The sequence below is a fragment of the Providencia sp. AGC89 genome, from assembly GCF_053543535.1.
In genome coordinates, this window is record NZ_JBIXLP010000068.1 from 204,666 (window position 1) to 227,692 (window position 23,027).

The 23,027-nt window shown below is 42.8% G+C and carries 21 protein-coding genes; 15 read left to right on the plus strand and 6 right to left on the minus strand.

The window, feature by feature from the left end; translation table 11 throughout:
- Window positions 1-528: 528 nt before the first annotated feature.
- Window positions 529-1,917, minus strand: coding sequence for a cysteine--tRNA ligase (gene cysS / locus ACIPUA_RS14650; RefSeq protein WP_042848089.1), 1,389 nt, complete (start codon window positions 1,915-1,917; stop codon window positions 529-531).
- Between the two features lie 269 nt (window positions 1,918-2,186).
- On the opposite strand from cysS, the gene ppiB reads away from it, so the two are divergent.
- From ppiB to ACIPUA_RS14675, 5 genes are all read left to right on the plus strand, one after another.
- Window positions 2,187-2,681, plus strand: a complete 495-nt coding sequence (gene ppiB / locus ACIPUA_RS14655) for a peptidylprolyl isomerase B (RefSeq protein ID WP_042848090.1) — start codon at window positions 2,187-2,189, stop codon at window positions 2,679-2,681.
- Window positions 2,682-2,691: 10 nt separating this feature from the next.
- Window positions 2,692-3,417 carry a UDP-2,3-diacylglucosamine diphosphatase gene (lpxH, locus tag ACIPUA_RS14660; protein WP_042848091.1) on the plus strand — a complete coding sequence of 242 codons (726 nt, stop codon included), beginning with the start codon at window positions 2,692-2,694 and terminating at the stop codon, window positions 3,415-3,417.
- 149 nt (window positions 3,418-3,566) lie between these two features.
- Window positions 3,567-4,082, plus strand: coding sequence for a 5-(carboxyamino)imidazole ribonucleotide mutase (gene purE, locus ACIPUA_RS14665; protein WP_449059817.1), 516 nt, complete (start codon window positions 3,567-3,569; stop codon window positions 4,080-4,082).
- Window positions 4,082-5,164: a 5-(carboxyamino)imidazole ribonucleotide synthase gene (gene purK / locus ACIPUA_RS14670; protein ID WP_181468693.1), complete on the plus strand. Its 1,083-nt coding sequence runs from the start codon at window positions 4,082-4,084 to the stop codon at window positions 5,162-5,164. Before purE ends, purK begins: the two co-directional genes overlap by 1 nt.
- A gap of 118 nt (window positions 5,165-5,282) precedes the next feature.
- On the plus strand, window positions 5,283-6,521 hold the full coding sequence (locus ACIPUA_RS14675) for an MFS transporter (RefSeq protein ID WP_129466313.1): 1,239 nt from the start codon (window positions 5,283-5,285) through the stop codon (window positions 6,519-6,521).
- A 129-nt stretch (window positions 6,522-6,650) separates the two neighbouring features.
- Here ACIPUA_RS14675 and ACIPUA_RS14680 read toward each other — a convergent pair whose 3' ends face one another.
- From ACIPUA_RS14680 to ybbA, 3 genes are all read right to left on the minus strand, one after another.
- Window positions 6,651-8,021 carry an esterase-like activity of phytase family protein gene (locus ACIPUA_RS14680; protein ID WP_166685774.1) on the minus strand — a complete coding sequence of 457 codons (1,371 nt, stop codon included), beginning with the start codon at window positions 8,019-8,021 and terminating at the stop codon, window positions 6,651-6,653.
- 214 nt (window positions 8,022-8,235) lie between these two features.
- Window positions 8,236-10,683 carry a putative ABC transporter permease subunit YbbP gene (gene ybbP / locus ACIPUA_RS14685; RefSeq protein WP_048608057.1) on the minus strand — a complete coding sequence of 816 codons (2,448 nt, stop codon included), beginning with the start codon at window positions 10,681-10,683 and terminating at the stop codon, window positions 8,236-8,238.
- On the minus strand, window positions 10,680-11,366 hold the full coding sequence (gene ybbA / locus ACIPUA_RS14690; RefSeq protein WP_042848102.1) for a putative ABC transporter ATP-binding protein YbbA: 687 nt from the start codon (window positions 11,364-11,366) through the stop codon (window positions 10,680-10,682). The genes ybbP and ybbA overlap by 4 nt, the downstream gene beginning before the upstream one ends.
- Between ybbA and tesA the strand changes: the two genes are divergently transcribed.
- The 5 genes from tesA to ACIPUA_RS14715 all read left to right on the plus strand — a co-directional run bounded on the left by tesA (window position 11,334) and on the right by ACIPUA_RS14715 (window position 15,209).
- Complete coding sequence (gene tesA / locus ACIPUA_RS14695) at window positions 11,334-11,975, plus strand: multifunctional acyl-CoA thioesterase I/protease I/lysophospholipase L1 (protein ID WP_042848104.1); 642 nt, start codon at window positions 11,334-11,336, stop codon at window positions 11,973-11,975. The genes ybbA and tesA overlap by 33 nt on opposite strands.
- Before the next feature lie 79 nt (window positions 11,976-12,054).
- Window positions 12,055-12,858: an SDR family oxidoreductase gene (locus tag ACIPUA_RS14700; protein ID WP_042848107.1), complete on the plus strand. Its 804-nt coding sequence runs from the start codon at window positions 12,055-12,057 to the stop codon at window positions 12,856-12,858.
- 59 nt (window positions 12,859-12,917) lie between these two features.
- Window positions 12,918-13,775, plus strand: a complete 858-nt coding sequence (locus tag ACIPUA_RS14705; RefSeq protein ID WP_042848109.1) for a co-chaperone YbbN — start codon at window positions 12,918-12,920, stop codon at window positions 13,773-13,775.
- A gap of 13 nt (window positions 13,776-13,788) precedes the next feature.
- Window positions 13,789-14,733 (plus strand): SPFH domain-containing protein, encoded by a 945-nt coding sequence (locus tag ACIPUA_RS14710; protein WP_042848111.1) that lies wholly within the window; start codon window positions 13,789-13,791, stop codon window positions 14,731-14,733.
- Entirely contained in the window at window positions 14,730-15,209 is a 480-nt protein-coding gene (locus tag ACIPUA_RS14715) for an NfeD family protein (protein WP_042848113.1), read from the plus strand. Before ACIPUA_RS14710 ends, ACIPUA_RS14715 begins: the two co-directional genes overlap by 4 nt.
- Here the strand turns inward: ACIPUA_RS14715 and cueR are convergent.
- Window positions 15,163-15,573, minus strand: coding sequence for a Cu(I)-responsive transcriptional regulator (gene cueR / locus ACIPUA_RS14720; RefSeq protein ID WP_042848115.1), 411 nt, complete (start codon window positions 15,571-15,573; stop codon window positions 15,163-15,165). The two genes, ACIPUA_RS14715 and cueR, sit on opposite strands and share 47 nt — an antisense overlap.
- Before the next feature lie 117 nt (window positions 15,574-15,690).
- On the opposite strand from cueR, the gene copA reads away from it, so the two are divergent.
- The 5 genes from copA to ACIPUA_RS14745 all read left to right on the plus strand — a co-directional run bounded on the left by copA (window position 15,691) and on the right by ACIPUA_RS14745 (window position 21,136).
- Complete coding sequence (gene copA, locus ACIPUA_RS14725; protein WP_042848116.1) at window positions 15,691-18,633, plus strand: copper-exporting P-type ATPase CopA; 2,943 nt, start codon at window positions 15,691-15,693, stop codon at window positions 18,631-18,633.
- 151 nt (window positions 18,634-18,784) lie between these two features.
- Window positions 18,785-19,366, plus strand: a complete 582-nt coding sequence (locus tag ACIPUA_RS14730; RefSeq protein WP_042848118.1) for an HdeD family acid-resistance protein — start codon at window positions 18,785-18,787, stop codon at window positions 19,364-19,366.
- A gap of 170 nt (window positions 19,367-19,536) precedes the next feature.
- Complete coding sequence (locus tag ACIPUA_RS14735; RefSeq protein WP_048608060.1) at window positions 19,537-20,334, plus strand: TraB/GumN family protein; 798 nt, start codon at window positions 19,537-19,539, stop codon at window positions 20,332-20,334.
- A gap of 29 nt (window positions 20,335-20,363) precedes the next feature.
- Window positions 20,364-20,837: a Cys-tRNA(Pro)/Cys-tRNA(Cys) deacylase YbaK gene (ybaK, locus tag ACIPUA_RS14740; protein ID WP_042848122.1), complete on the plus strand. Its 474-nt coding sequence runs from the start codon at window positions 20,364-20,366 to the stop codon at window positions 20,835-20,837.
- Between the two features lie 11 nt (window positions 20,838-20,848).
- Window positions 20,849-21,136 (plus strand): hypothetical protein, encoded by a 288-nt coding sequence (locus ACIPUA_RS14745; protein WP_042848125.1) that lies wholly within the window; start codon window positions 20,849-20,851, stop codon window positions 21,134-21,136.
- 42 nt (window positions 21,137-21,178) lie between these two features.
- Here ACIPUA_RS14745 and ushA read toward each other — a convergent pair whose 3' ends face one another.
- The gene (gene ushA / locus ACIPUA_RS14750; RefSeq protein WP_449059818.1) at window positions 21,179-22,849 is read right to left on the minus strand and encodes a bifunctional UDP-sugar hydrolase/5'-nucleotidase UshA; all 1,671 of its coding nucleotides are present in this window, start codon (window positions 22,847-22,849) and stop codon (window positions 21,179-21,181) included.
- Window positions 22,850-23,027: the final 178 nt, after the last annotated feature.

The following is a 23,027-nucleotide window of genomic DNA, read 5'->3' on the forward strand; positions in this document are numbered from 1 at the left end:
CCACAACGTGAAGTTGATTCTTATTAATACGCTAAATAGTTCGTGTTGTGGCTAGGCACCGAAAGCGGATAACTCGGGGAGCATACAAAGGTATGTGACCCAAGTAGCCAAGTGATGGCAACACCGCTACAGCTTGAAATTAACACTTATTAATACGCTAAATAGTTCGTGTTGTGGCTAGGCGCCGAACGCGGATAACTTGGGGAGCATACAAAGGTATGTGACCCAAGTAGCCAAGTGATGGCAACACCGCTACAGCTTGAAATTAACACTTATTAATACGCTAAATAGTTCGTGTTGTGGCTAGGCGCCGAACGCGGATAACTTGGGGAGCATACAAAGGTATGTGACCCAAGTAGCCAAGTGATGGCAACACCGCCACAGCGTGAAATTAACACTTATTAATACGCTAAATAGTTCGTGTTGTGGCTAGGCGCCGAACGCGGATAACTTGGGGAGCATACAAAAGTATGTGACCCAAGTAGCCAAGTGATGGCAACACCGCCACAGCGCGAAATATGACGCGTATTATTTGCGACGCCACGTAGTGCCAGCCGCACCATCCTCCAACACTACCCCCATTGCAGTAAGTTCATCACGCGCCGCATCCGCTTGTGCCCAATCTTTATTCTGACGCGCATCTAAACGTTGTTGAATTAATGCCTCAATTTTTGCCACTTCCCCATCATCTTCAGTCTGTGCGCCACCTTTTAGGAAGCTTTCTGGGTCTTGTTCTAACAAACCTAGAACACCGGCTAGCTCACGAAGTTGTGCCGCCATCCCATTGGCCGCTGACATATCTTCTGATTTCAAGCGGTTTACTTCACGTACCATATCAAACAATACAGAATAGGCTTCTGGAGTATTAAAATCGTCATTCATCGCTTCAATAAAACGAGCTTTAAATTCTTCACCACCAGCTGGTACAGCTGATTTATCGGTGCCTCGTAATGCGGTATACATGCGCTCAAGTGCTGTACGAGCCTGCTTTAAATTTTCTTCGGTATAATTGAGTTGGCTACGATAATGACCAGATAACAAGAAATAACGTACCGTTTCTGCATCGTAATACTCAAGCACATCACGAATAGTAAAAAAGTTATTGAGAGATTTAGACATTTTCTCTCTATCGACCATCACCATCCCTGAGTGCATCCAATAATTAACATATGGGCCATCATGGGCACAGGTAGATTGTGCAATTTCGTTTTCATGGTGTGGGAACATTAAGTCAGAGCCCCCACCGTGAATATCAAAATGGTTACCTAACGTTTTGCTATTCATCGCGGAACATTCAATATGCCAGCCTGGGCGACCTAACCCCCAAGGTGACTCCCAACTAGGTTCACCTTGTTTGGACATTTTCCACAACACAAAATCCATTGGATTTCGTTTAACATCCGCAACTTCAACGCGTGCACCCGCTTGCAGTTGTTCTAAATCTTGGCGCGACAATAAGCCATAATTCGGGTCAGTTTTTACCTCAAACATGACATCGCCATTACCTGCAACATACGCGTGTCCACGTTCAATTAAACTTTGGGTTAATTCAATAATTTCACTAATATGACGTGTTGCACGTGGCTCGCTGTCTGGGCGCAAGATATTTAAAGCATCGAAATCTTTATGCATTTCAGCCAGCATACGCGTTGTCAGCGCTTCAACGCTTTCATTATTTTCCGCCGCACGTTTAATGATTTTATCGTCAATATCAGTCACATTACGAACATAATTCAAGTCATAACCTAAATAACGTAAATAACGGCTAATTGCATCAAACGCTACAAATGTACGGCCATGACCGATATGACACAAGTCGTAGATAGTGATGCCACACACATACATCCCAATCTTACCTGCGTGGATGGGCTTAAACTCTTCTTTTTGGCGACTTAGTGTATTAAAAATTTGCAGCATCTGAACTTTTCCATTTTATTTGAAAAATGATTATCGATTTCTATCGATAAAATATCATGTTATTGAACCCCGTTCACCTTAAGAATGCAAGGGTTTAACCTACCTTTACTATCGGTTTTTTCATTGTATTTAAGACGCACCTATTATGCTATAAAACAGCTACAATGCGTACTGCTGCTTCAAGTCAGGTTTTATCTGTGATATAAACTTGCTGATCTCAACGCTTTCGCAAGATAGCGCATAAAAAACAATTATTCAGGATAGCTATTATGGTTACATTTCATACCAATCACGGTGACATTGTTATCAAAACCTTTGACGATAAAGCCCCCGTCACAGTCGAAAACTTTTTAACTTATTGTCGTGAAGGTTTCTACAATAATACCATTTTCCATCGTGTTATTAATGGTTTCATGATCCAAGGTGGTGGTTTTGAGCCCGGCATGGAACAGAAAAACACTAAAGCTCCTATCAAAAATGAAGCTAACAACGGTGTCAAAAACAGCCGTGGTACATTAGCAATGGCTCGTACCAACGACCCACATTCTGCAACCGCACAATTTTTTATTAACGTTGTTGATAATGACTTCTTAAACTTCCGCTCAGAGCGCCCTGATGGCTGGGGTTACTGCGTATTTGCAGAGGTTGTTGAAGGCATGGACGTTGTCGACAAAATCAAAGGGGTATCGACTGGTCGCAGTGGGTTCCACCAAGACGTTCCTCGTGAAGATGTAATCATTGAGAAAGTGACAGTTAGCGAGTAAGCCTGAGCGCATGTCCACTTATATCATTGCAGATTTGCATTTGAGTGAAGATGAACCGGCGATCACCGCCGGTTTTATTAATTTTATTCAACAGCAAGCCATCCACGCCGATAGCCTGTATATCCTCGGTGATTTTTTTAATTATTGGGTGGGTGATGATGATCAAGGCCCGCTTCATCAACTTGTTGCTAACGAATTAAAAACACTGACAAGTCAGGGAGTCCCTTGCTATTTCATTCACGGAAATCGGGATTTTTTGATGGGTAAACGTTACGCCAAACAATGTGGCATGACTATTTTGCCCCAAGAAACATTGCTGGAACTTTATGGTAATCGCATTTTGATTTTACACGGTGATACTTTATGCACTGATGACGCCGCTTATCAAAACTACCGTAAAAAAGTCCATACTCCATGGGTTCAACGTATTTTTCTTGCACTTCCCTTATTTATTCGCCGCCGCATTGCCCAAAAAATGCGCCAAAATAGCCAGTATGCAAGCAGTATGAAAGCAGAATCCATCATGGATGTTAATCCTCAAGCGGTTATTGACGCACTAAAAAGGCACCAAGCCCAATGGATGATCCACGGTCATACCCACCGCCCTGCTATTCATGAAATCAATATTGGTGGTAAAGTTCATTTTCGTGGCGTGTTAGGTGCATGGCATCATGAAGGTTCTGCCTTTGTTATCAATCAACAAGGTATCGAACTCATTTTCTTCCCATTCGAATAACGCTTCTGCAACTTCTTGGTTGTAAACACAACTGATTGCCTATTTATTAATCACGCAAACGTTTTCCTTGCTGCTTTGTCGTGATATGATCGGCACAATTCAATTCTCCGCCTTCGGGTGACGTTTTTTTCAATACAGGAAAGCACCAAATGACTGCCCAAGCTTCTGATCAATCTGCGGCAAAAATCGCCATTGTTATGGGTTCGAAAAGTGACTGGACAACCATGCAGCATGCTGCTGATGTGTTAACCGAGCTCCAACTCCCTTTTCATGTCGAAATAGTCTCAGCACACCGCACCCCAGACAAACTGTTTTCTTTCGCTGAAAATGCGAAAGAAAATGGCTTTGATGTGATTATTGCCGGTGCTGGCGGAGCCGCTCATTTACCGGGTATGTTAGCAGCGAAAACCTTAGTTCCTGTATTTGGCGTTCCTGTACAAAGTGCTGCACTCAGTGGCGTCGATAGCCTCTATTCTATCGTACAAATGCCCAAAGGGATCCCCGTTGGGACCTTAGCTATAGGCAAAGCAGGCGCTGCCAATGCGGCTTTATTAGCCGCTCAAGTACTCGCAATCAGTGACTCCGTCGTTTTCAATCGCCTCGCTGCATGGCGTGCGACGCAAACTGATGATGTGTTAAACAACCCAGATCCGAGGGAAGCCTAATGAAGCCCGTCTGCGTTCTTGGTAATGGCCAATTAGGCCGAATGCTTCGCCAAGCGGGCGAGCCATTAGGTATCGCTGTTTTTCCTGTTGGCCTTGATGCGGAACCTGAGGCGGTTCCTTATCAACAAAGCGTGATCACTGCGGAAATTGAACGCTGGCCTGAAACCCCATTAACAAAAGAACTCGCACGTCATAACGCTTTTATTAATCGTGATATTTTTCCACGCCTAGCGGATAGGTTCCCACAAAAAAGCCTATTTGATAGCTTGCAGCTTGCAACGGCGCCTTGGGCACGGCTTGAGTCACCAGAACAATGGCCTGAGCTATTCGCTACGTTAGGGGACTTTCTCATCGTCAAGCGTAGAACTGGCGGTTACGATGGCCGAGGGCAATGGAGAGTGCGCCCCGGCGATGAAACTCAATTGCCCGCAGAAATTTATGGTGAGTGCATCGTTGAGCAAGGCATTCCCTTTGATGGCGAAGTGTCTGTGATTGGCTCACGCAACCAAGCAGGGGAGTCCGTTTTCTACCCAATCACCCATAACCTTCATCAAGAAGGGATCTTGCGTACCAGCGTCGCTTTCCCTAAATCTGCTACTCCATTACAAGCGCAAGCGCAGGCGATGTTAAGTGCAGTCATGGATGAATTAGGTTATATCGGTGTCATGGCAATGGAATGTTTCGTGGTTGGCGATAACTTACTTATCAATGAGATTGCCCCTCGCGTTCATAATAGTGGGCATTGGACTCAAAACGGTGCCTCCATTAGCCAATTCGAATTACATTTAAGGGCAATTTTAAACTTGCCGATGCCATCCCCTGAGGTTTATAGCCCTGCGGTTATGGTCAACCTTATTGGCACTAATATCAACCTTGACTGGCTTAAACTACCGCTTATTCACCTACACTGGTATGAAAAAGAAGTACGCCCTGCCCGTAAAGTTGGTCATTTAAATTTAGCCCATAATGATTACCAGCAACTTATTTCAACCCTTAATAGCCTAATTCCGCTTTTACCAAATGAGTACAAAAGTGGTATTGAGTGGGCAAATGCAAAATTAGACTGGCACTCTCAGCAATAAATAGCGAAAATAACGCTTAATCGATGCCCGAACATGTTTTCGGGCATTCTGCTATTTTTGGCCGTCACCCAATCAATACGTATCCTGGTTCAAGGTGTGCGGCATTACCGGAGTTAATATGTCCTCGCAGCCTTTTAGTCCGCTTTATCAATGGTGCATTCTCATCCTTTTAGGGCTGGTTTACTTTTTAGCCACCGCAACAACCTTTACCTCTTTGGGTGTGGTACTACCGGAGATGATAAGCGAACTTAAATGGAGCTGGAGCGAAGCAGGCTTCGGTTTTACTTTACTCGGGTTAACCTGTGGTCTCGCCAGTTTTCTTCCTTCACTTCTTATCCGTAAAATGGGGGTACGCACCACTTTACTGTTGGGAACATTGGTCTTTATCACGGGTTTTTATAACTTATACTCCACACATACCATCAGTACTTATTTTCTTGGCACAGCACTAATTGGGATAGGTTTTACCCTACTGGCTACCGTTCCAGGGACTTATGTCCTCTCACGGTTATTTGAAAAACAATCTCTCGCCTTTGGGATGTATTTCACCATAGGCGGGTTAGGTGGCGTAGCAGGCCCATGGATCTACTTTTATGCCTCTAATCAGCTCGGCTCATGGCGTATGCATTGGGTACTTTGCGCCGTTTACCTGAGCATTGTTACTTTAATCACGATTTTTATGTTGCGCGAAGGCAAACAAGAACAAGCTCATGCAAAAAAAGTGATGCAAAAACAAGTGAGTGATGCCAATAAACCCATTTATCGTACTGCTGAAGTATGGACTGTCGGCAGAGCACTGCGTACATGGCAATTTTATTTAATTGCAGCAACCTACACCTCTTTTTTATGGTGTGGCATTACTGTCAACAGCTTTGCCGTGGCACATATTGAGGAGCGCGGGTTTGGTATGACCGTTGCAGTTTCATTACTTAGTACAATGGCATTTGTTAATGCATTCTCAAGGTTTATTGGTGGAGCTGCTGGTGAATGGTTAGAACCTAAAAAACTATTAATTGGTAGTCTAATCATTATGGTACTTGGCGTGGTTTTCCTAAGCATTGCGACATCTTGGTTATGGCTCATTTTATTCGTACTGTGTGTCGGTGTTGGGTATGGTATGACCTTCCTTGCATCGAGTGTTCTGCTGTCTAACTATTTTGGTCGTGGCCCTTATTTAGAATTGTTTTCCGTGGTAAATTTAATTTCTACTATTGCCTGTTTGGCCCCTTTTATCGCCGGCGCAATAAAAGATTTTACAGGCAGCTTCACCCCAGCATTTTTAATTATTGCTGCCCCTGTTGTCGTTATTTTACTGCTAACATTGATGATGAAGCCCCCTGTACTCAATACCCAATAAAAAATCCCGAGACTCTAGCTCGGGAAAGATTAAAACCAAGGGAAAATAAGCTAAAAGACCAGATATTGGATCAACACATGCGTATCAGTTTATGCCACCCAACATCGTGTTAAAGTGGCATAAAATAAATTAAGGTTTTAGTAACTCAGGGACTTTCAGTAAAATAAATTCGTTGTCATCCGCTTTATTAGGGTCACGGCTCGATGAGAATGGGAAATTATTGTCATTCCCCACAATAATATGTTCATCATCCACAATATCCACATTTTCAATAGTAAAGAATGGGAAGGTAAATACGCCCTCGTTTAACGCCTTTCTTGCTTGGTTATTCGGGTCTTTAATCTGCATCAAATCTATATATGCTTGCTTATCGACCGCACCGCCTACATTTTTATCCGAGAACTCAATGCGATATACGCGTTTAAATTTCGCTAAATGACTAAAACAATTTTCAGTCTTACTACTACCCGCTGCACATGCCTTGTCAGCTGTCCCCTCGCCATTATCACGCTCAATAATTAAACCGTGGGTATCATCAATTAAATTGAAATCACCAATCGCATTTTGGTTATCTTCAAAGACATACAACCAACTTCTGCCTGTCCAACCTTGTTTCTTGACATCAAATTCCAAAATGCGAGCGGCTCGCTTACCATCCACACTTTCATAGTCTTGCTTTTTATCGTCCCAAATTGCCCCTTCTAGCATCGGATATAATTTTGAGCCATCCGGTGATGATGCCATCCCTTCGAAACCTTTTGAGCGATTAACTTGAAAAGCCACTGTATCAGATGGTTTGCCTGGCGTTGTTACTTGGTAGTGATCTGGAGAAATCACTTTTTCCCCATTCACTTGGGTTTCAAACAATGCCAAGACTTTACCATCAAGGTCCATCTTGATTAAATAAGGGCCAAATTCATCACCTACCCATAACGCACCATCAGCAAACTGAAAGCTTTCTGGGTCGAAATCACTCCCCGTCAGATAACGTTCTTTTGAGTCTTCATTAATAATATGAAAAGGAATAATTTTATTTGGGTCATGGAAGAAAACGGTTTTCAATGGTGTCGTTTTACCTGATTTAAAATCAATATCATATTGCGTGATATATAACATAGAATCTGGTGAATTTACTTTGTTACCAAAGCCGTTATCAGTCAAAACCCAATAAGTACCATCAGCCATATGCTTGATACCTGAATGACCTTGCCGCGGTTGACCTTTAATTGGAATAGACATCCCTGTTGGTCGATCAGCAGATTTACCTTCGACTTTACCGAGAGTATCAACACGAGTCCCCGTAGTAAATTTACCGCTAACTTGTAAACCTGAAGGCGCATTGTGTGGCGCTGAAACCGTTGAATCAACAGGCAAAATAGAATGCCCAGCCAGCGTTGCTGGTACTTCCTGTTGAGCGAACCCTGAAATGCTAAAAGTAATTAAACTTGCCAACAAAGATAAAGAACCGAACTTACGCTTAATAGAATTGTTATATTGCATTGTTATATTTCCACTGTATGACCATCAATAATAGACAGCGGAATCATAACTATAGTGAATGACAATTTTGTGATGAATTAAAGACAGTTATTTGACTAGAGACACCAACAAACGGCCTACTATGATTAAGGGCAAGCAAACAGCACTCATACTTGCCCCTTTATTTAAGTTAACTTTTAGCATTACAGACCGCCTAACGCTAAAAATCACCCTGTTAACTATTTGGTAGCCGCCTGTGCTGGTTTCCTGTTCCAACCAGACGCAGCCCCAGCCACCCGCCACAAATAGATAACAATAAGGCGGCACTTAAAGGGAGTAATACCCACATACGCCACTCGGGTTGCCATGGAAAATCAAATACTTTACTTTGCAGTAACCATAACGCGATTTCTGCGCCAAATGCAGCCGCAAGACCCGCCATTAAACCAAGTAAAGCAAATTCACTCCACAGTGTTCTTCGCATCAGTTTTTTACTTGCACCGAGGGTGCGATAAACAACCAACTCACGTTCACGCTGGCTCATTCCCACTTGGATCTGCGCTAATAGCAACAGTATTCCACAGAAGATAACCAACACAACCATTACTTCAAGAGCTTGGCTGACTTGCTGAAGAATTTGCTGGATCTGTGTGATAATCGCCCCAGTATCAAGGACATTAATAGTTGGATACTGACGACTAAGTTGTGTCAATAACTGACCATCGCCTTCGTAATGGAAGCTACTTAGCCAAGTTGCTGGCATGGCCGATAACGTTTCTTCTGAAAAAATAAAATAGAAGTTTGGCCGTAAACTTTCCCAATCAACAGTACGAATACTGCTTACTGTTGCCGAAAACACCTGAGCACCTGCGTTAAAAGTAAGTTTATCGCCGATTTTTAAACCTAGCTCTTTAACCACCGTCTGTTCAATTGAAACTTCACCCGCTTTAGGTGGCCACGTCCCTTCATCCACTACATTCGCAGGGGCTAATTCCGATTGCCATGTTAAACTTAATTCACGCCTAACCGTATTATTATTGGGATCTCGCTCATCTGCCCATTCAATAGCAGATTGATCGTTAATATCCGTTAAGCGTGCAAGTACCACAGGGTTAAACTCTGTCGGTTTAACTTGGTACTGTGCAAGTAATTTTGTCACAGGCTCAAGCTGTGAGTGATTCATGTTGATCAAAAAATAATTAGGGCTATCCGCAGGAAGTTGCTGCTGCCAACGATCAAGAAGATCACCGCGCACTAAGATCAATAACGCCAATAACATAAACGATAATGAAAATGCACTCATCTGAGTAATCGTTTGTAGTGGTTGCCTTAGTAACCGGCTCACAGAAAGACGTAAGCTAAGCTGGCGGAATTTAATATGTCGAAGCCCCCATAGCCCTAGCCAACCAATTAAAGCCAATAAAATAGCAACAACCACAATCCCTGCTAGAATCGACCATAACAGTGGGTTTACCCCCGCAAAGATAAATAAACCACCAACAACAATGAATACTACGATAGGTAAATAATAATATAGTGGCCAAACAGGAGACTGAGCATCATCCCGTAATACCCTTGAAGGCTGAGTTGCCATAAGTTGGTAATAAGGCCGGCTACCAACAATAATAGCAATAATAAATAGGGTACCTACAGCCCAAACCCAAGGCATTAAGCTTGCTGATGGAAGTTCTTTCGGTAACATGGCCCCAAGGATTTGCATTAAAATGCCTTCAAAAGCCAACCCTAATAATGAGCCGAGTAGTGCCGCAGCAATTAAGATCACCAACCATTGGCCAATAATCCATTTCCGTAACGCATTTCGCCCTGCACCTAAGGTTTTAAGCACTGCTATTAACTGGTGACGGCTGCGACAATAATGGGTCATAGAAACCACTACCGCGGCAATGGCTAACAATAAGGTTAATAAAACTGACAGTAACAAGAACTGTTGCGCCCGCTGGAAGGTTTTTCCGACCGCCCCGTTATTCTCACTTAAAGTATACCAACGTTGGTCACTTCGGAGCTGTTGATCAAATTTTTGTTGAAAACTGCTGACCATGTCGGTATCACCAGCAAACATATCGCGATATGTTAAACGGCTCCCCAATTGAATTGCCCCTGTTAATGGTGCATCTTCAATCGCAATTAATACCCTTGGCGCTATTTGAAATGGGTTAAAACCGCTATCAGGTTCTTGGAGCAATTTACCTGAAATTTTAAGTGTGGCATCACCAATATCGAGGCTATCTCCAACTTTAAGTCCCAATAACTCAAGTAGCCGTGGTGCAACTAAAACCTGCCCTTGTCTAGGCTGTAAGCCTTCAGGTTCAGTTACTAACCCACCATAGAGTGGGTAAGCGTTATCTGCGGCTTTGACTAGTACCAGTTGCGGCCTTGCATCTTCATCTTCGGTTGCATATGCCATCGTCGAAAATGAAATCTGCTGGCTCAGCTGTAGCCCTGTATTTTTCGCTTCTTGCAACCATTTTGGGTCAGCGGGGTGTGAAGAACGTAAAACTAAATCACCAGCCAGTAACTCACGGCTTTGGTAACTCATACTATTTTCAATACGATCACTAATGCGCCCCAACGCTAATACGCAGGCAACAGCAAGCGTCAATGCAAGCCAAACAATAAGTAGCGATGGTGTTTTCCATTCACGCCAAAACCAACGCCAAATCATATTTCTTCCCTCAATTGCCCATCAACTAACCGTAAACGACGCTGGCAACGAGCAGCTAATTCGTTATCATGAGTGACTAAAATTAAGGTTGTGCCATGGTCTTTATTCATAGCAAATAATAAATCAGCAATTTTATCCCCAGTATGGCGGTCTAAATTCCCCGTTGGCTCATCTGCAAACAAAATTTTCGGGCGCCCATTAAAAGCGCGAGCTAATGCAACCCGTTGCTGCTCCCCTCCTGAAAGCTGAGCCGGCATATGATTAAGGCGTTTCCCTAGCCCTAATTCAGCCAGTAAATCAGCGGCTTGTTGGTAGCTTTTTGATTCAGATTCACCACGTAATAAGGCAGGTAGCTGCACGTTTTCAACCGCATTTAATGTTGGAATAAGCATAAAAGACTGGAAAACAAAACCGACACTTTCAGCACGTAAACGCGCACGTTGTTCTTCATCCATACGGGTTAGCTCTTGCCCTAGTAAACTAACCGTGCCACTAGAACCATCATCTAAGCCTGCGATGATCCCCAATAGGGTCGATTTTCCAGATCCAGACTCGCCAATTAAAGCAATTGTTTGACCGGGCTCGACAATTAGCTCAACACCTTGCAATATAGTCAGTTCATGTTCACCTTGACCAACACGTTTAATGAGATGATGAACTTCAAGAATATTATTCGCCGACATATATTGGTTTTTCTCCTGTTACTAACCGCGAGTGGACACGCACTGGCGTCGACTAAGTTATTGATCTTAGGGGATAGCCTGAGTGCAGGCTACCGTTTACCGGCTGAGCAGGCTTGGGCCTCGCTACTTGCCGACCGTTGGCAGAAACTGTCACCGCCCATTGCAGTTATTAATGGCAGCATCAGTGGGAATACCTCAGCACAAGGGCTTGAACGCCTTTCTACCTTACTTACACAAAACAAACCAAACTGGGTTCTGATTGAATTAGGTGCCAATGATGGCTTACAAGGCCTCCCTGTTGAGGATCTCGAAACTAATTTACAGCAAATTATCGACCAAATAGAGCAATCTGGTGCAAAACCGCTCTTAATGCAAATTCGTATTCCACCCAATTATGGAAAACGTTATACAACAAGCTTTGAAAAAGTTTATCCCAAACTTGCTGAAAATAATAAAATACCTTTATTACCATTTTATATGGAAACGGTGATTACAAAGCCTGAATGGATACAACAAGATGGTATTCATCCTACAGTAGAAGCCCAACCATCAATTGCTGATTTTATGGAAAAGCAACTTTCTGCGCATATTTTACCGCCTAAGCAGTAAAATAATGGCTAAACTCAGAGTATAAAAGCCCTCTTTTATACTCGAAATAATTTAAATTGCATGGAATCAAGGTAAAGTTATGCAAACATCAGCACGAAACAAAAAATCAATCTTGGTTACCGGAGCATCGAGTGGTATTGGCTTTTGTGCTGCACAAACCCTACGCCAGCGTGGTTACCATGTTATTGCCGCTTGTCGAAAAGAAAGCGATATTTTACGCCTTCAAGCACTTGGCTATGACACGGTCTCCCTTGATCTTAATGATAACAATAGCATAGATGCTGCGGCACAAACTGTATTATCTCTCTGTAACCATCGGCTTTTCGGATTATTCAATAACGCAGGGTTTGGCGTATATGGGCCTTTAAGTAGCATTAGTCGCGAGCAACTCGAAGCGCAATTTTCCACCAACTTTTTTGGTGTCCACCAGCTTACCTTACAATTACTCCCTTCCATGCTAGAGCACCATGAAGGCCGAATAATTCAAACTAGCTCCGTAATGGGCATTATTTCGACCCCTGGCCGCGGGGCCTATGCAGCCAGTAAATATGCCCTTGAAGCTTGGTCAGATGCATTACGATTAGAGCTAAAAGGTAGCGGTGTATTTATCAGCTTAATTGAACCCGGCCCTATTCATACTGCATTTACCCAAAATGTCGAACAAACTCAAAAAGATAAACCCATTCAAAACCCAGGGATTGCTTCTCGCTTTACATTAACGCCAGAGCATGTGGTTGAGAAACTAATCCATGCTTTAGAAAGCCCACGCCCCAAAGTACGCTATTCAGTCACATTATTAACCGTTGCCGTGCGTATACTTAAACGTATTCTACCCGACAAATTAATGGATAAAATACTGGCAAATCAGGGGAAAAAGGCTTGAAAAAAGCAAAATCAGCCCCACTCTACTATTAATGTTAAAAAATTCTAAAGAGATACCTTATGTTTGCTAACGCTCAAATTATCGATATCAACGAAACTAACCTGCATCAAGTCATTGAACAATCAATGAACTTACCTGTCATGTTTTATTTTTGGTCCCCTCGCAGCCCACACTGCCAAGATTTTGGTACCCTGTTGGAAAAAATCACCAATGACTATGCAGGTTTATTTATTTTAGCTAAAGTTAATTGTGATGAAGAACAAATGATTGCAGGTCAATTTGGCTTAAAAGCAATCCCAACCGTCTATGTATTGCAAAATGGTCGCCCCGTCGATGGCTTTGAAGGGCCACAACCTGAAGAGGTTGTGCTAGAAATTTTATCTCGGGTACTCCCTAGCCCAGAAGAAATGAAAGCGGCGCAAGCCGCGGAGCTAATCGCGGAAGGTAAAGCACAAGAAGCATTACCATTATTAAAAGAAGCTAACCAACTTAACCCTAAAAATAGTGACATCACACTATTATTGGCAGAAACACAAATTAGCTTAAACTTAGTTGATGATGCCCAAATCACCCTGAATAGTGTTCCATTACAAGATAAAGACAGCCGTTATCAAGGTTTAGTTGCTCAGATTGAATTGCTGAAACAAGCTGCAGATACCCCAGAAATTCAACAATTGCAGGATGAATTTAACCAAGAACCACAAAATACAAATTTAGCGGTACAATTGGCATTAAAACTCCATGAAGTGAACCGTAATGAAGAAGCACTGGAATTATTATTTGGCTTCTTACGTAAAGATTTGGGCGCTGGTGAAGGTGCCGTTAAAAAAACTATGATGGATATCATGTCAGCAATGGGTACTGGCGATGCGTTAGCAAGTAAATATCGCCGCCAAGTTTATTCATTACTTTATTAATTAAGAGGTCGATATGGACTTGTTCGCCTATGGTGCAATACCGATTATCATTTTTGTCGCTATCGTTATTGTTTTTACCTGTGTTAAAACAGTGCCTCAAGGTTTCCAATGGACTGTAGAGCGCTTTGGTCGTTACACCCGTACCTTACAACCAGGCTTACATATCATCGTGCCATTTATGGATAAAATAGGCCGTCGTATTAATATGATGGAACAAGTCCTTGATATCCCATCTCAAGAAGTCATTTCTCGGGATAACGCCAACGTCACTATCGATGCCGTGTGCTTTATTCAGGTCGTAGACCCTGTTCGTGCAGCTTATGAGGTCAGTAATCTAGAGTTATCCGTACTGAATTTAACCATGACCAATATTCGTACTGTATTAGGTTCAATGGAACTTGACGAAATGCTGTCTCAACGTGATTCTATCAATACTCGCTTATTACATGTCGTTGATGAAGCAACTAACCCTTGGGGGGTTAAAATCACCCGTATTGAAATTCGTGATGTCAAACCACCAAAAGAACTTATCAGCGCGATGAATGCACAAATGAAGGCTGAACGGACTAAGCGTGCTGATATTTTGGAAGCTGAAGGGGTTCGTCAAGCGGCTATTTTAAAAGCCGAAGGTGAAAAACAATCCCAAATCCTAAAAGCAGAAGGTGAACGCCAGTCTGCTTTCTTACAAGCAGAAGCTCGGGAAAGAGCCGCGGAAGCCGAAGCGAAAGCGACTCAAATGGTGTCCGATGCTATAGCCGCAGGGGATATGCAAGCGATTAACTATTTCGTTGCCCAGAAGTACACTGATGCGCTAACCAGTATTGGTTCCGCTGAAAATAGCAAAGTGATTATGATGCCATTAGAAGCTAGCAATCTAATGGGAGCAATCGGCGGAATTACAGAGCTGATCGGCGAAAGTAAAAAAGCCAACAATACCAAAAAACAGGTCGCAGAATGATAGAGCTTATCAGTGCTCAGCCGGCATGGTTTTGGCTGTGTCTTGGTGGGCTATTGCTAATTGCCGAACTACTTGGTACTGGCGGTTATCTACTATGGTCAGGAATTGCCGCTGTTGCCGTCGGGTTACTCACTTGGTTACTGCCATTTCTTGGTTGGGAATGGCAAGGAATTTTATTCGCCGTATTAACGGTTGTGTCTGCCGTTTTATGGCGTAAGTGGTTAAGTGGGCGAAAGAAAACGACTGCCGATGACGTCAATCAAATTAGTCACCAACTGGTTGGCTTCAAAGCACGTTTATTAACCGATACTGAAGAGGGCTATAGCCGCATACGCCTTGCCGATGGCAGTTGGCGTGTTTATAGCGACGTCCCTCTTTCTGTAAACACTGAAGTGGTCGTCGTTGCCGTTGATGGTATCACTTTGAAAGTTAAGCCTTCTGAAGGTGACAACAACTACGCGCCAAATGGTCAATAATTGGGCAGTCAGCACCATCATCCCCGGGGCACACATCGACAAGCTCTTGTAATGTATCTCGAATAGCAGACAATTTTACGATTGTCTGCTCTATTTCATTTATCTTAGCAATAGTTGTGCTTTTTACATCCGCACTATGTCTGCTGGGGTTACGGAATAACCCTAACAGCTCGCCACATTCATCCAGTGTAAAGCCAACGTCTTTTGCTTGTTTGAGTAACACAAGTTCATTCAAGTGCCTCTCTTGATAATAGCGGTAGCTATTCTCCCCCCTTTCTGGTGGAGTAATTAGCCCTTTCTCTTCATAAAAACGAATCGCTTTTGCAGTTAGGCCAGTTTTTTTGGCAATTTCACTAATATTCATAATTCCTCTTGACCTTAACCTTGCTGGAAGGTGTAACCTTTGCATATCGACGAATTATAGACCAAATTAAAGATAAAATTATAGACCCATTTACTAAAAGGGTTTGGAGGCTGGAAAATGAGTAATAAAGTTATATTGAAATTACAAGGGCTAAGCTGCATGCATTGCGTCAGTTCAGTCACTAAAGCATTGGAAAGTCGTGATGATGTGGCTAACCTTAAAGTTACCATCGACTATGCTGTTTTTGACAGTGATACCGATGCAACTGATTTTATTCCTACAATCACCGACGCTGGCTATGAAGCTACAGTCGCAACAACCCCTGACGTACAATTACAGCTTTCCGGTCTAAACTGCATGAAATGTGCAGGTAAAACCCAGCAAGCACTTGAATCCGTTGATGGTGTTGCCGTCGCAATTGTTGATACCACGCATGCAAAAGTCTATGGAACCGCTGATCCACAAGCTTTAATTAGCGCGGTTCAGCAAGCCGGTTATCATGCGGAGCTTGCACTACCTAATACAACAACACTAGCTCTTTCTGGCTTAAGTTGCATGAAATGTGCAGCGAAAACGCAACAAGCTTTAGAAGCCGTTGAGGGGGTTGAACGTGCTGAAGTTGATACTAAATCGGCTGTTGTTCACGGTCATGCTTCCGTTGATGCACTAATTAGTGCAATTGAAGGGGCAGGATATCAAGCATCCCTCAGTCAAGAAGGTTCTGAATCCCCAAAAACTGAGCCGCTGACGATAGAAACTGAACAGCCGGAAGCTGATTCAGCGGCAATATGTGATATTCCGGCACAGCAGTCTGATTTAGATGAACAACCTAACATAACACCAACCGATGACAGTGTTCAATTATTATTAGACGGGATGACTTGTGCCAGTTGTGTGAGTAAAGTGCAAAAAGCATTAAATAGCGTCCCAGGTGTTGAGAATGCACGTGTAAATTTAGCTGAACGCAGTGCGTTAGTTACAGGAACCGCAGTCCCTGAAGACCTGATTAACGCCGTCATAAAAGCCGGTTATGGCGCTGAAATTATTCAAGATGAAGCAAAACGCCGCGAACGACAGCAAGAAGTGGCGCAGGGAAATATGCGTCGTTTTCGCTGGCAATCAGCGTTAGCACTCGCTCTTGGTATCCCAGTGATGGTCTGGGGGATGATGGGCGATAATATGGTGCTCACTGAGCAAAACCATACTATTTGGCTAACCATTGGTCTGTTAACCCTTGCCGTCATGGTGTTTGCAGGCGGCCACTTTTACCGTAATGCATGGCAAAGCCTAAAAAATGGCAGTGCCACAATGGATACCCTAGTTGCACTAGGAACAGGTGCAGCTTGGCTTTACTCTATCGTCGTCAATATTTGGCCAGAGTGGTTTCCTGATCAGGCAAGGCACCTTTATTACGAAGCCAGTGCAATGATTATCGGTCTGATTAACCTAGGCCATGCGCTAGAGCAACGTGCTCGTCAGCGTTCATCAAAAGCTCTCGAAAGGCTATTGGATTTAACGCCCCCCACTGCCCGTGTCGTCACAGAGCAAGGCGAAGTGGATATGCCATTAGAGCAGGTGACAAAAGGGATGGTGTTACGCTTAGCGACGGGCGACCGCGTACCTGTCGATGGTGAAATCATTGAAGGAGAAGTCTGGCTAGATGAAGCAATGCTAACTGGTGAGCCAATCCCTCAGCAAAAAAGCAAGGGTGACCAAGTCCATGCAGGTACTGTAGTTCAGGATGGAACTGTGCTATTTCGCGCAGCAGCTGTGGGGAGTCAAACTACCTTAGCTCGTATTATTTATCTTGTTCGCCAAGCACAAAGCAGCAAACCACAAATCGGCCAACTTGCTGACCGTATTTCTGCGGTGTTTGTACCTATCGTCGTGGCTATTGCTTTGATTTCAGGTGCCATCTGGTACTTTGTTGGCCCTGCCCCACAAATTACCTACGCACTGGTCATTACCACCACGGTACTTATTATTGCTTGTCCTTGTGCCTTAGGTTTAGCGACGCCTATGTCCATTATTTCAGGCGTAGGTCGAGCTGCTGAATTTGGTGTCTTAGTGCGTGATGCAGATGCGTTACAACAAGCCAGTGAATTAGATACCATAGTATTCGATAAGACAGGTACATTGACTGAGGGTATGCCACAAGTTACCGATATCCATGTATTTAATGGTTATGAACAAGATACCGCCTTACAACTGGCGGCCTCATTGGAAAATGGTTCTAATCACCCATTAGCACGTGCGGTATTAGCCCGAGCAAAAGGCTTAACATTACCAACCAATGAGCAATTTAGGACTCTCGCAGGCCTTGGTGTCAGCGCCATCATTAATGGGCAAACCATTTTATTAGGCAACCAAAAGCTGTTAACACAAAATAATATCGACACCCGCGATATTGAAGAGACATTGCATCAACAAGCAACTCAAGGTGTAACACCTGTCATGTTAGCGGTGGATGGCAAAGTCGCTGCACTATTATCTATCCGTGACCCATTACGTGAAGACAGCATAAGTGCGCTGGCGCGTTTACATAAACAAGGTTTCCGTTTAGTCATGTTAACTGGCGACAACCCAGTAACCGCCAATGCGATAGCCAAAGAAGCGGGTATTGATGAAGTTATCGCCGGCGTAATGCCTGACGGTAAATCAGCAGCAATCGAAGCCTTACAAGCCAAAGGCCACAAAGTGGCGATGGTCGGTGATGGTATCAATGATGCCCCTGCTCTAGCCCGAGCTGACGTTGGTATTGCGATGGGTGGCGGTAGTGATATCGCGATTGAGACCGCATCCATTACCTTAATGCGCCAAAGCTTACATGGCGTTGCCGATGCAGTGTCTATTTCAAAAGGAACACTGCGTAACATGAAACAAAACCTGTTTGGTGCCTTTGTTTATAACACATTAGGCATTCCAATCGCGGCGGGTATTTTATACCCAATTACGGGGACTTTACTTAACCCTGTCGTTGCAGGTGCAGCAATGGCCTTATCATCCATTACCGTGGTCAGTAACGCCAACCGCTTATTACGCTTTAAACCTGAGAAATAACCCTGTAAGGAGAGGAAATTGATTTCCTCTCCTTTTATCCATTCTCACAGAAAATGCTTTATGCAGTAAAATCTTATTATCTTATATGTTATTAATTGAAAGCGAAGTCTATAATGTTAAATATCCCGTTATTTAATATTTGGAGTACAAAATGCTTAATATTGATAGTGATAAGCTCGCAAAACTCGCTAGTGAAGAGTTTAAAAAACAGCGCACCATTTTGTTAATATTATCTTTTTTACTATTAGCAGGTGGGATTTTTTGTATTATTAACCCAATGATATCTGGTATCGCCGTCAGTACAGTACTAGGTGTTTTGCTTATTATTGGTGGTGTTGGCGCAATTGTGAGCATCTTAAGCACCGTTATTTACACGGGGTGGTCACGCTTATTTGGCTTTATTATTGGGCTAATCTATATCATTGTTGGCTATTCCTTTATCAAAGACCCGCTCCAAAGTCTAATTGCTCTCGCCATTTTTGTAGCCGCTCTTTTTATTATTGGTGGTGTTATTCGGCTATATGTTGGCTTCCAACAAATCAGCTCCGCTAGCGGTTGGTTGCAAATTATTATTGGTCTTTTAGATTTCTTTATCGCCTATTTACTCATCGGAAACGGCCCAATTACGTCAATCACTTTACTGACAACATTGATTGGTATTGAAATGGTATTTAGTTCCTTTAGCTTATTTACGTTGTTAAGCGTGTTTAAAAATATCAATAAGCAAAGTTAATCACTGATAATGCCTCTATTATAGAGGCATTATTTCCTCGGTTTTATCCACCCTTTATTTAATCACTTTTAATGACAAACACACTAAAAATGCGCAATTGACGTTCAACATTCGCAAAATGACCAAAGATTGTTTAACCTAGTTGTCTAACTAAGAATTGGGTAGGGAACATGGGAAAACTTATCGAAAATTTAAAAAATTGGCTCCATATGGAAACTGCGCCAGTCTATCCTTATCCCGCCATTGATGTTCGACTATCAAAGCACCTCAAACTGCACATAGTGGGCAGTATTCATATGGGAACAGAAAATATGTTTCCCTTATCTAGCGTACTATTAGACAAACTTAACCAAGCAGATGCATTGATTGTTGAAGCGGATATTACTGATACCCACTCACCTTTTTCTGACGGTAATACTGAGCTACCTCCAGTCCAACAGCGGTTAACTGATAAAGAGTTCAGTCTTTTCTTACAGTCTTGCCAAGAAATACACCAATCACCTGAACGCTTTGACGCACTACCTTCATGGCAAATCGCATTGATCTTACAAGCAACACAAGCCCAAGAACTGGGTTTGCGCGGTCATTATGGCATAGACTATCAATTACTCCGCAGTGCCCAATCGCAGAATAAACCTATTATCGAGCTTGAGGGAACCCATTCCCAAGTTGAATTGTTGCTTTCCTTGCCTAATAATGGGCTTACGTTATTACAAGACTCACTGGTTCACTGGCGAGAAAACGCACGTTTACTGCAAACCATGATAGGTTGGTGGCTAGATTACCAACCCAATAATCGAACGATTCTCCCAAATACCTTTAGCGAAGGGACATATCAAGTATTAATGAATCAACGTAATGCAGATTGGGGAAAGAAGCTCAAAGCGCTCCCTGATGGAAATTATGTTGTCGCCGTGGGCGCATTGCATTTATTTGGTGAAAATAGTCTTGTTGAATATTTGCGTTAGTAAGTCATAACTCAATAAAAGGCAAAAGAATGACTCCAGCCGTTAAATTACTCGAAAAACAAAAAATTCAATTTACACTGCATCCCTATGAACATGACCCCAATGAAAGTAACTTTGGTGATGAAGCAGTGCGTAAGCTCGGGTTAGATGCCAAACAGGTATTTAAAACACTCTTAGTCGCCTTAAATGGTGACCAAAAAACATTAGCCGTTGCTGTCACCCCTGTTTCAGGTCAATTAGATTTAAAGTTAGTCGCCAAAGTATTTAAAGTAAAAAAAGTTGAAATGGCCGACCCTCAGATAGCCCAAAAAACAACGGGGTATTTGCTTGGGGGGATTAGCCCATTAGGCCAAAAGAAGCGTCTGCCCACCGTTATCGATGACCAAGCACAACAATATGCGACGATGTTTATTTCTGGGGGAAAACGTGGATTAGATATTGAACTCGCCCCCACAGACCTCGCTAACGTACTGAATGCCACCTTTGCTGAAATTCGCAAGTAGCTGCTGATTTAATGTTTCCCGTTACTATTGAATGGGTATTAACTAAAAATGGTGGTAGAAAACAACTACCGCCAATCGGGCTCTATTATGCAGTCGCTCACTTCGATATCCCTAACAGTAAAAATTGGAGTGTAGTATTTCAACTTGAAATCCACTTAATAAATAGCCATCAGTTGTGGTTAACACAAGGAAAAGTTCGTTTCCTTGTTGACCATGCACCTAATGACTATTTTAAGCACTTATCTACTTTCAAGATCTTTGAAGGACCACGTTTAGTGGCAAATGTATTTTTGCGATAAAAAAGCCCCATATAAATGGAGCTTTTCTACTGGTTTTATGAATTATTTATTGTTGTAAATAATTTCACCTTTAGGTTCATAGTCCGCGGCCTTCAGAGGGGAATGTTTTTCAATATACCCCTTGAGGACTTCTGCATCGACAAAACCTGTATTGACGTAGTTTGGATGGTTGTCGATTTTCGGATAACCATCTCCACCGATAGCATTGAAGTTTAATGTTGCCATGCGATAAGTTTTGCTAGGGTCAACAGGCTTACCATCAATTTTAACATCACTGATAGTGCCATCTTTATTCAGTGTTAAATTCACATTATAAAACTGACCATACGCACCCGCATCAGGCTTCATATTTGCCACAGCTGTCAAATAAGGGATCACTTCATCCCCTTTAAAATCAACATACACTAGCTCATTAGCAAACGGTTGAACTTTAAGGACATCTTTGTAGGTAATATCACCACTTTCAATAGAATCACGAACACCACCACCGCTCATGATGGCGAAATCGGCCCCTGCTCGCTCTTTTTGTGCAGCTAACAGAAGATGCCCCATATTGGTTTGAACAAAACGAACTTTACTGCGGTCACCTTCAAGTTTACCTTCAACTGACCCCACCTTCACACTAAGTTGCTTATCACCTTTTTCTTGGTAAGGCGTCAGAAGCTTGGTCATTTCAGGGTTGTGAGCTATTTCTTGCGTATAATAAACGCGCTCACTCGTGCCGTCTTCTTTCGTGATTTTTTTCTTTAAGTTAATTGGAATTAACTGGTAATGTTTCAGGGTAAACTTACCATTTTTAAATTCAAAATCAGAACGTCCGACATATTTACCCCATTCGTGTGCTTGAACAATCCAAGTCCCATTTTGGTTATCTGGCGCACAAGGCGTGCCTGGCACATAATCAGCTTGCTTGTAGTTTTTATTTTCTTGAGACATACAAACAGGGTCTTGTGAATGCCCCCCAACAATCATATCTAAATAACCCGCGGGTAAACTACGAGCCATTTCTACATCACCCGGCGCATTTGAACCATGATTGCCATCATCATAGTGCCCCATGTGGGTTGCGGCGATGATGATGTCTGGTTTTTCTGTTTCTCGTAACTCTTCGACGACTTTTTTCGCTTCATCAGCAGGTACGCGAAACTCAACGTCAGGGAAGTTTGCTGGGTTACCGATACGAACTGTATCATCGGTTGTTAGCCCCATCACGGCGATTTTTACGCCTTGCTTATCGAAAACTTGGTAAGGCTTAAATAAACGCTTACCTGTGCTTGCCTGATAAATATTGGCAGATAAGAAAGGAAACGTTGCCCATTTTTCTTGCTGGCGCAGAGTTTCCAAAGGATTATCAAATTCATGGTTACCCAATGCCATTGCATCGTAACCTACAAGGTTCATACCTTTGAAGTCAGGCTCTGCATCTTGCAGATCTGATTCAGGAACACCTGTGTTTATATCACCACCAGACAGCAATAAAACGCTACCACCCTGCTTTGCTACTTCATCGCGAATTTCATCAACCACTGTTTTCTGAGCTGCTAGCCCGTATTCGCCATGGTCATTATGCCAAAAGTGCCCATGATGGTCATTGGTATGCAAAATAGTGATATTATAGGTTTTATCTTTTTCCCACGCATTTGCCATAGTGGCGGGTATTAACGCTAATGATACCGTCAATGCACATGCGGATGCCTTAAATGTAAACCTCATACATTTCTCCCTGCTGGTATAGGAATTTTAATTGACTAATATTAGATTATAGCTTGTCACGACCCTCAGTTTTATAGCACAAAAATATGAACAGGATTTGATACCTATTGCAGAATAAGAAATTCGTTTCATAAAAATGAGATCGCCATCAAATAAATCACTGGTGTTATTTTTTCAT

Bases quoted from the DNA above. Each gene is read 5' to 3' on its own strand.
- ppiB (WP_042848090.1), top strand. From the start codon at position 2,187: ATGGTTACATTTCATACCAATCACGGTGACATTGTTATCAAAACCTTT.
- ushA (WP_449059818.1), bottom strand. From the start codon at position 22,849: ATGAGGTTTACATTTAAGGCATCCGCATGTGCATTGACGGTATCATTA.
- cysS (WP_042848089.1), bottom strand. From the start codon at position 1,917: ATGCTGCAAATTTTTAATACACTAAGTCGCCAAAAAGAAGAGTTTAAG.
- ybbP (WP_048608057.1), bottom strand. From the start codon at position 10,683: ATGATTTGGCGTTGGTTTTGGCGTGAATGGAAAACACCATCGCTACTT.
- purK (WP_181468693.1), top strand. From the start codon at position 4,082: ATGAAGCCCGTCTGCGTTCTTGGTAATGGCCAATTAGGCCGAATGCTT.
- ACIPUA_RS14715 (WP_042848113.1), top strand. From the start codon at position 14,730: ATGATAGAGCTTATCAGTGCTCAGCCGGCATGGTTTTGGCTGTGTCTT.
- ybaK (WP_042848122.1), top strand. From the start codon at position 20,364: ATGACTCCAGCCGTTAAATTACTCGAAAAACAAAAAATTCAATTTACA.
- ACIPUA_RS14735 (WP_048608060.1), top strand. From the start codon at position 19,537: ATGGGAAAACTTATCGAAAATTTAAAAAATTGGCTCCATATGGAAACT.
- ACIPUA_RS14745 (WP_042848125.1), top strand. From the start codon at position 20,849: ATGTTTCCCGTTACTATTGAATGGGTATTAACTAAAAATGGTGGTAGA.
- ACIPUA_RS14710 (WP_042848111.1), top strand. From the start codon at position 13,789: ATGGACTTGTTCGCCTATGGTGCAATACCGATTATCATTTTTGTCGCT.
- ACIPUA_RS14680 (WP_166685774.1), bottom strand. From the start codon at position 8,021: ATGCAATATAACAATTCTATTAAGCGTAAGTTCGGTTCTTTATCTTTG.
- ACIPUA_RS14705 (WP_042848109.1), top strand. From the start codon at position 12,918: ATGTTTGCTAACGCTCAAATTATCGATATCAACGAAACTAACCTGCAT.
- lpxH (WP_042848091.1), top strand. From the start codon at position 2,692: ATGTCCACTTATATCATTGCAGATTTGCATTTGAGTGAAGATGAACCG.
- copA (WP_042848116.1), top strand. From the start codon at position 15,691: ATGAGTAATAAAGTTATATTGAAATTACAAGGGCTAAGCTGCATGCAT.
- cueR (WP_042848115.1), bottom strand. From the start codon at position 15,573: ATGAATATTAGTGAAATTGCCAAAAAAACTGGCCTAACTGCAAAAGCG.
- ACIPUA_RS14700 (WP_042848107.1), top strand. From the start codon at position 12,055: ATGCAAACATCAGCACGAAACAAAAAATCAATCTTGGTTACCGGAGCA.
- ybbA (WP_042848102.1), bottom strand. From the start codon at position 11,366: ATGTCGGCGAATAATATTCTTGAAGTTCATCATCTCATTAAACGTGTT.
- ACIPUA_RS14675 (WP_129466313.1), top strand. From the start codon at position 5,283: ATGTCCTCGCAGCCTTTTAGTCCGCTTTATCAATGGTGCATTCTCATC.
- purE (WP_449059817.1), top strand. From the start codon at position 3,567: ATGACTGCCCAAGCTTCTGATCAATCTGCGGCAAAAATCGCCATTGTT.
- ACIPUA_RS14730 (WP_042848118.1), top strand. From the start codon at position 18,785: ATGCTTAATATTGATAGTGATAAGCTCGCAAAACTCGCTAGTGAAGAG.
- tesA (WP_042848104.1), top strand. From the start codon at position 11,334: ATGATGAACTTCAAGAATATTATTCGCCGACATATATTGGTTTTTCTC.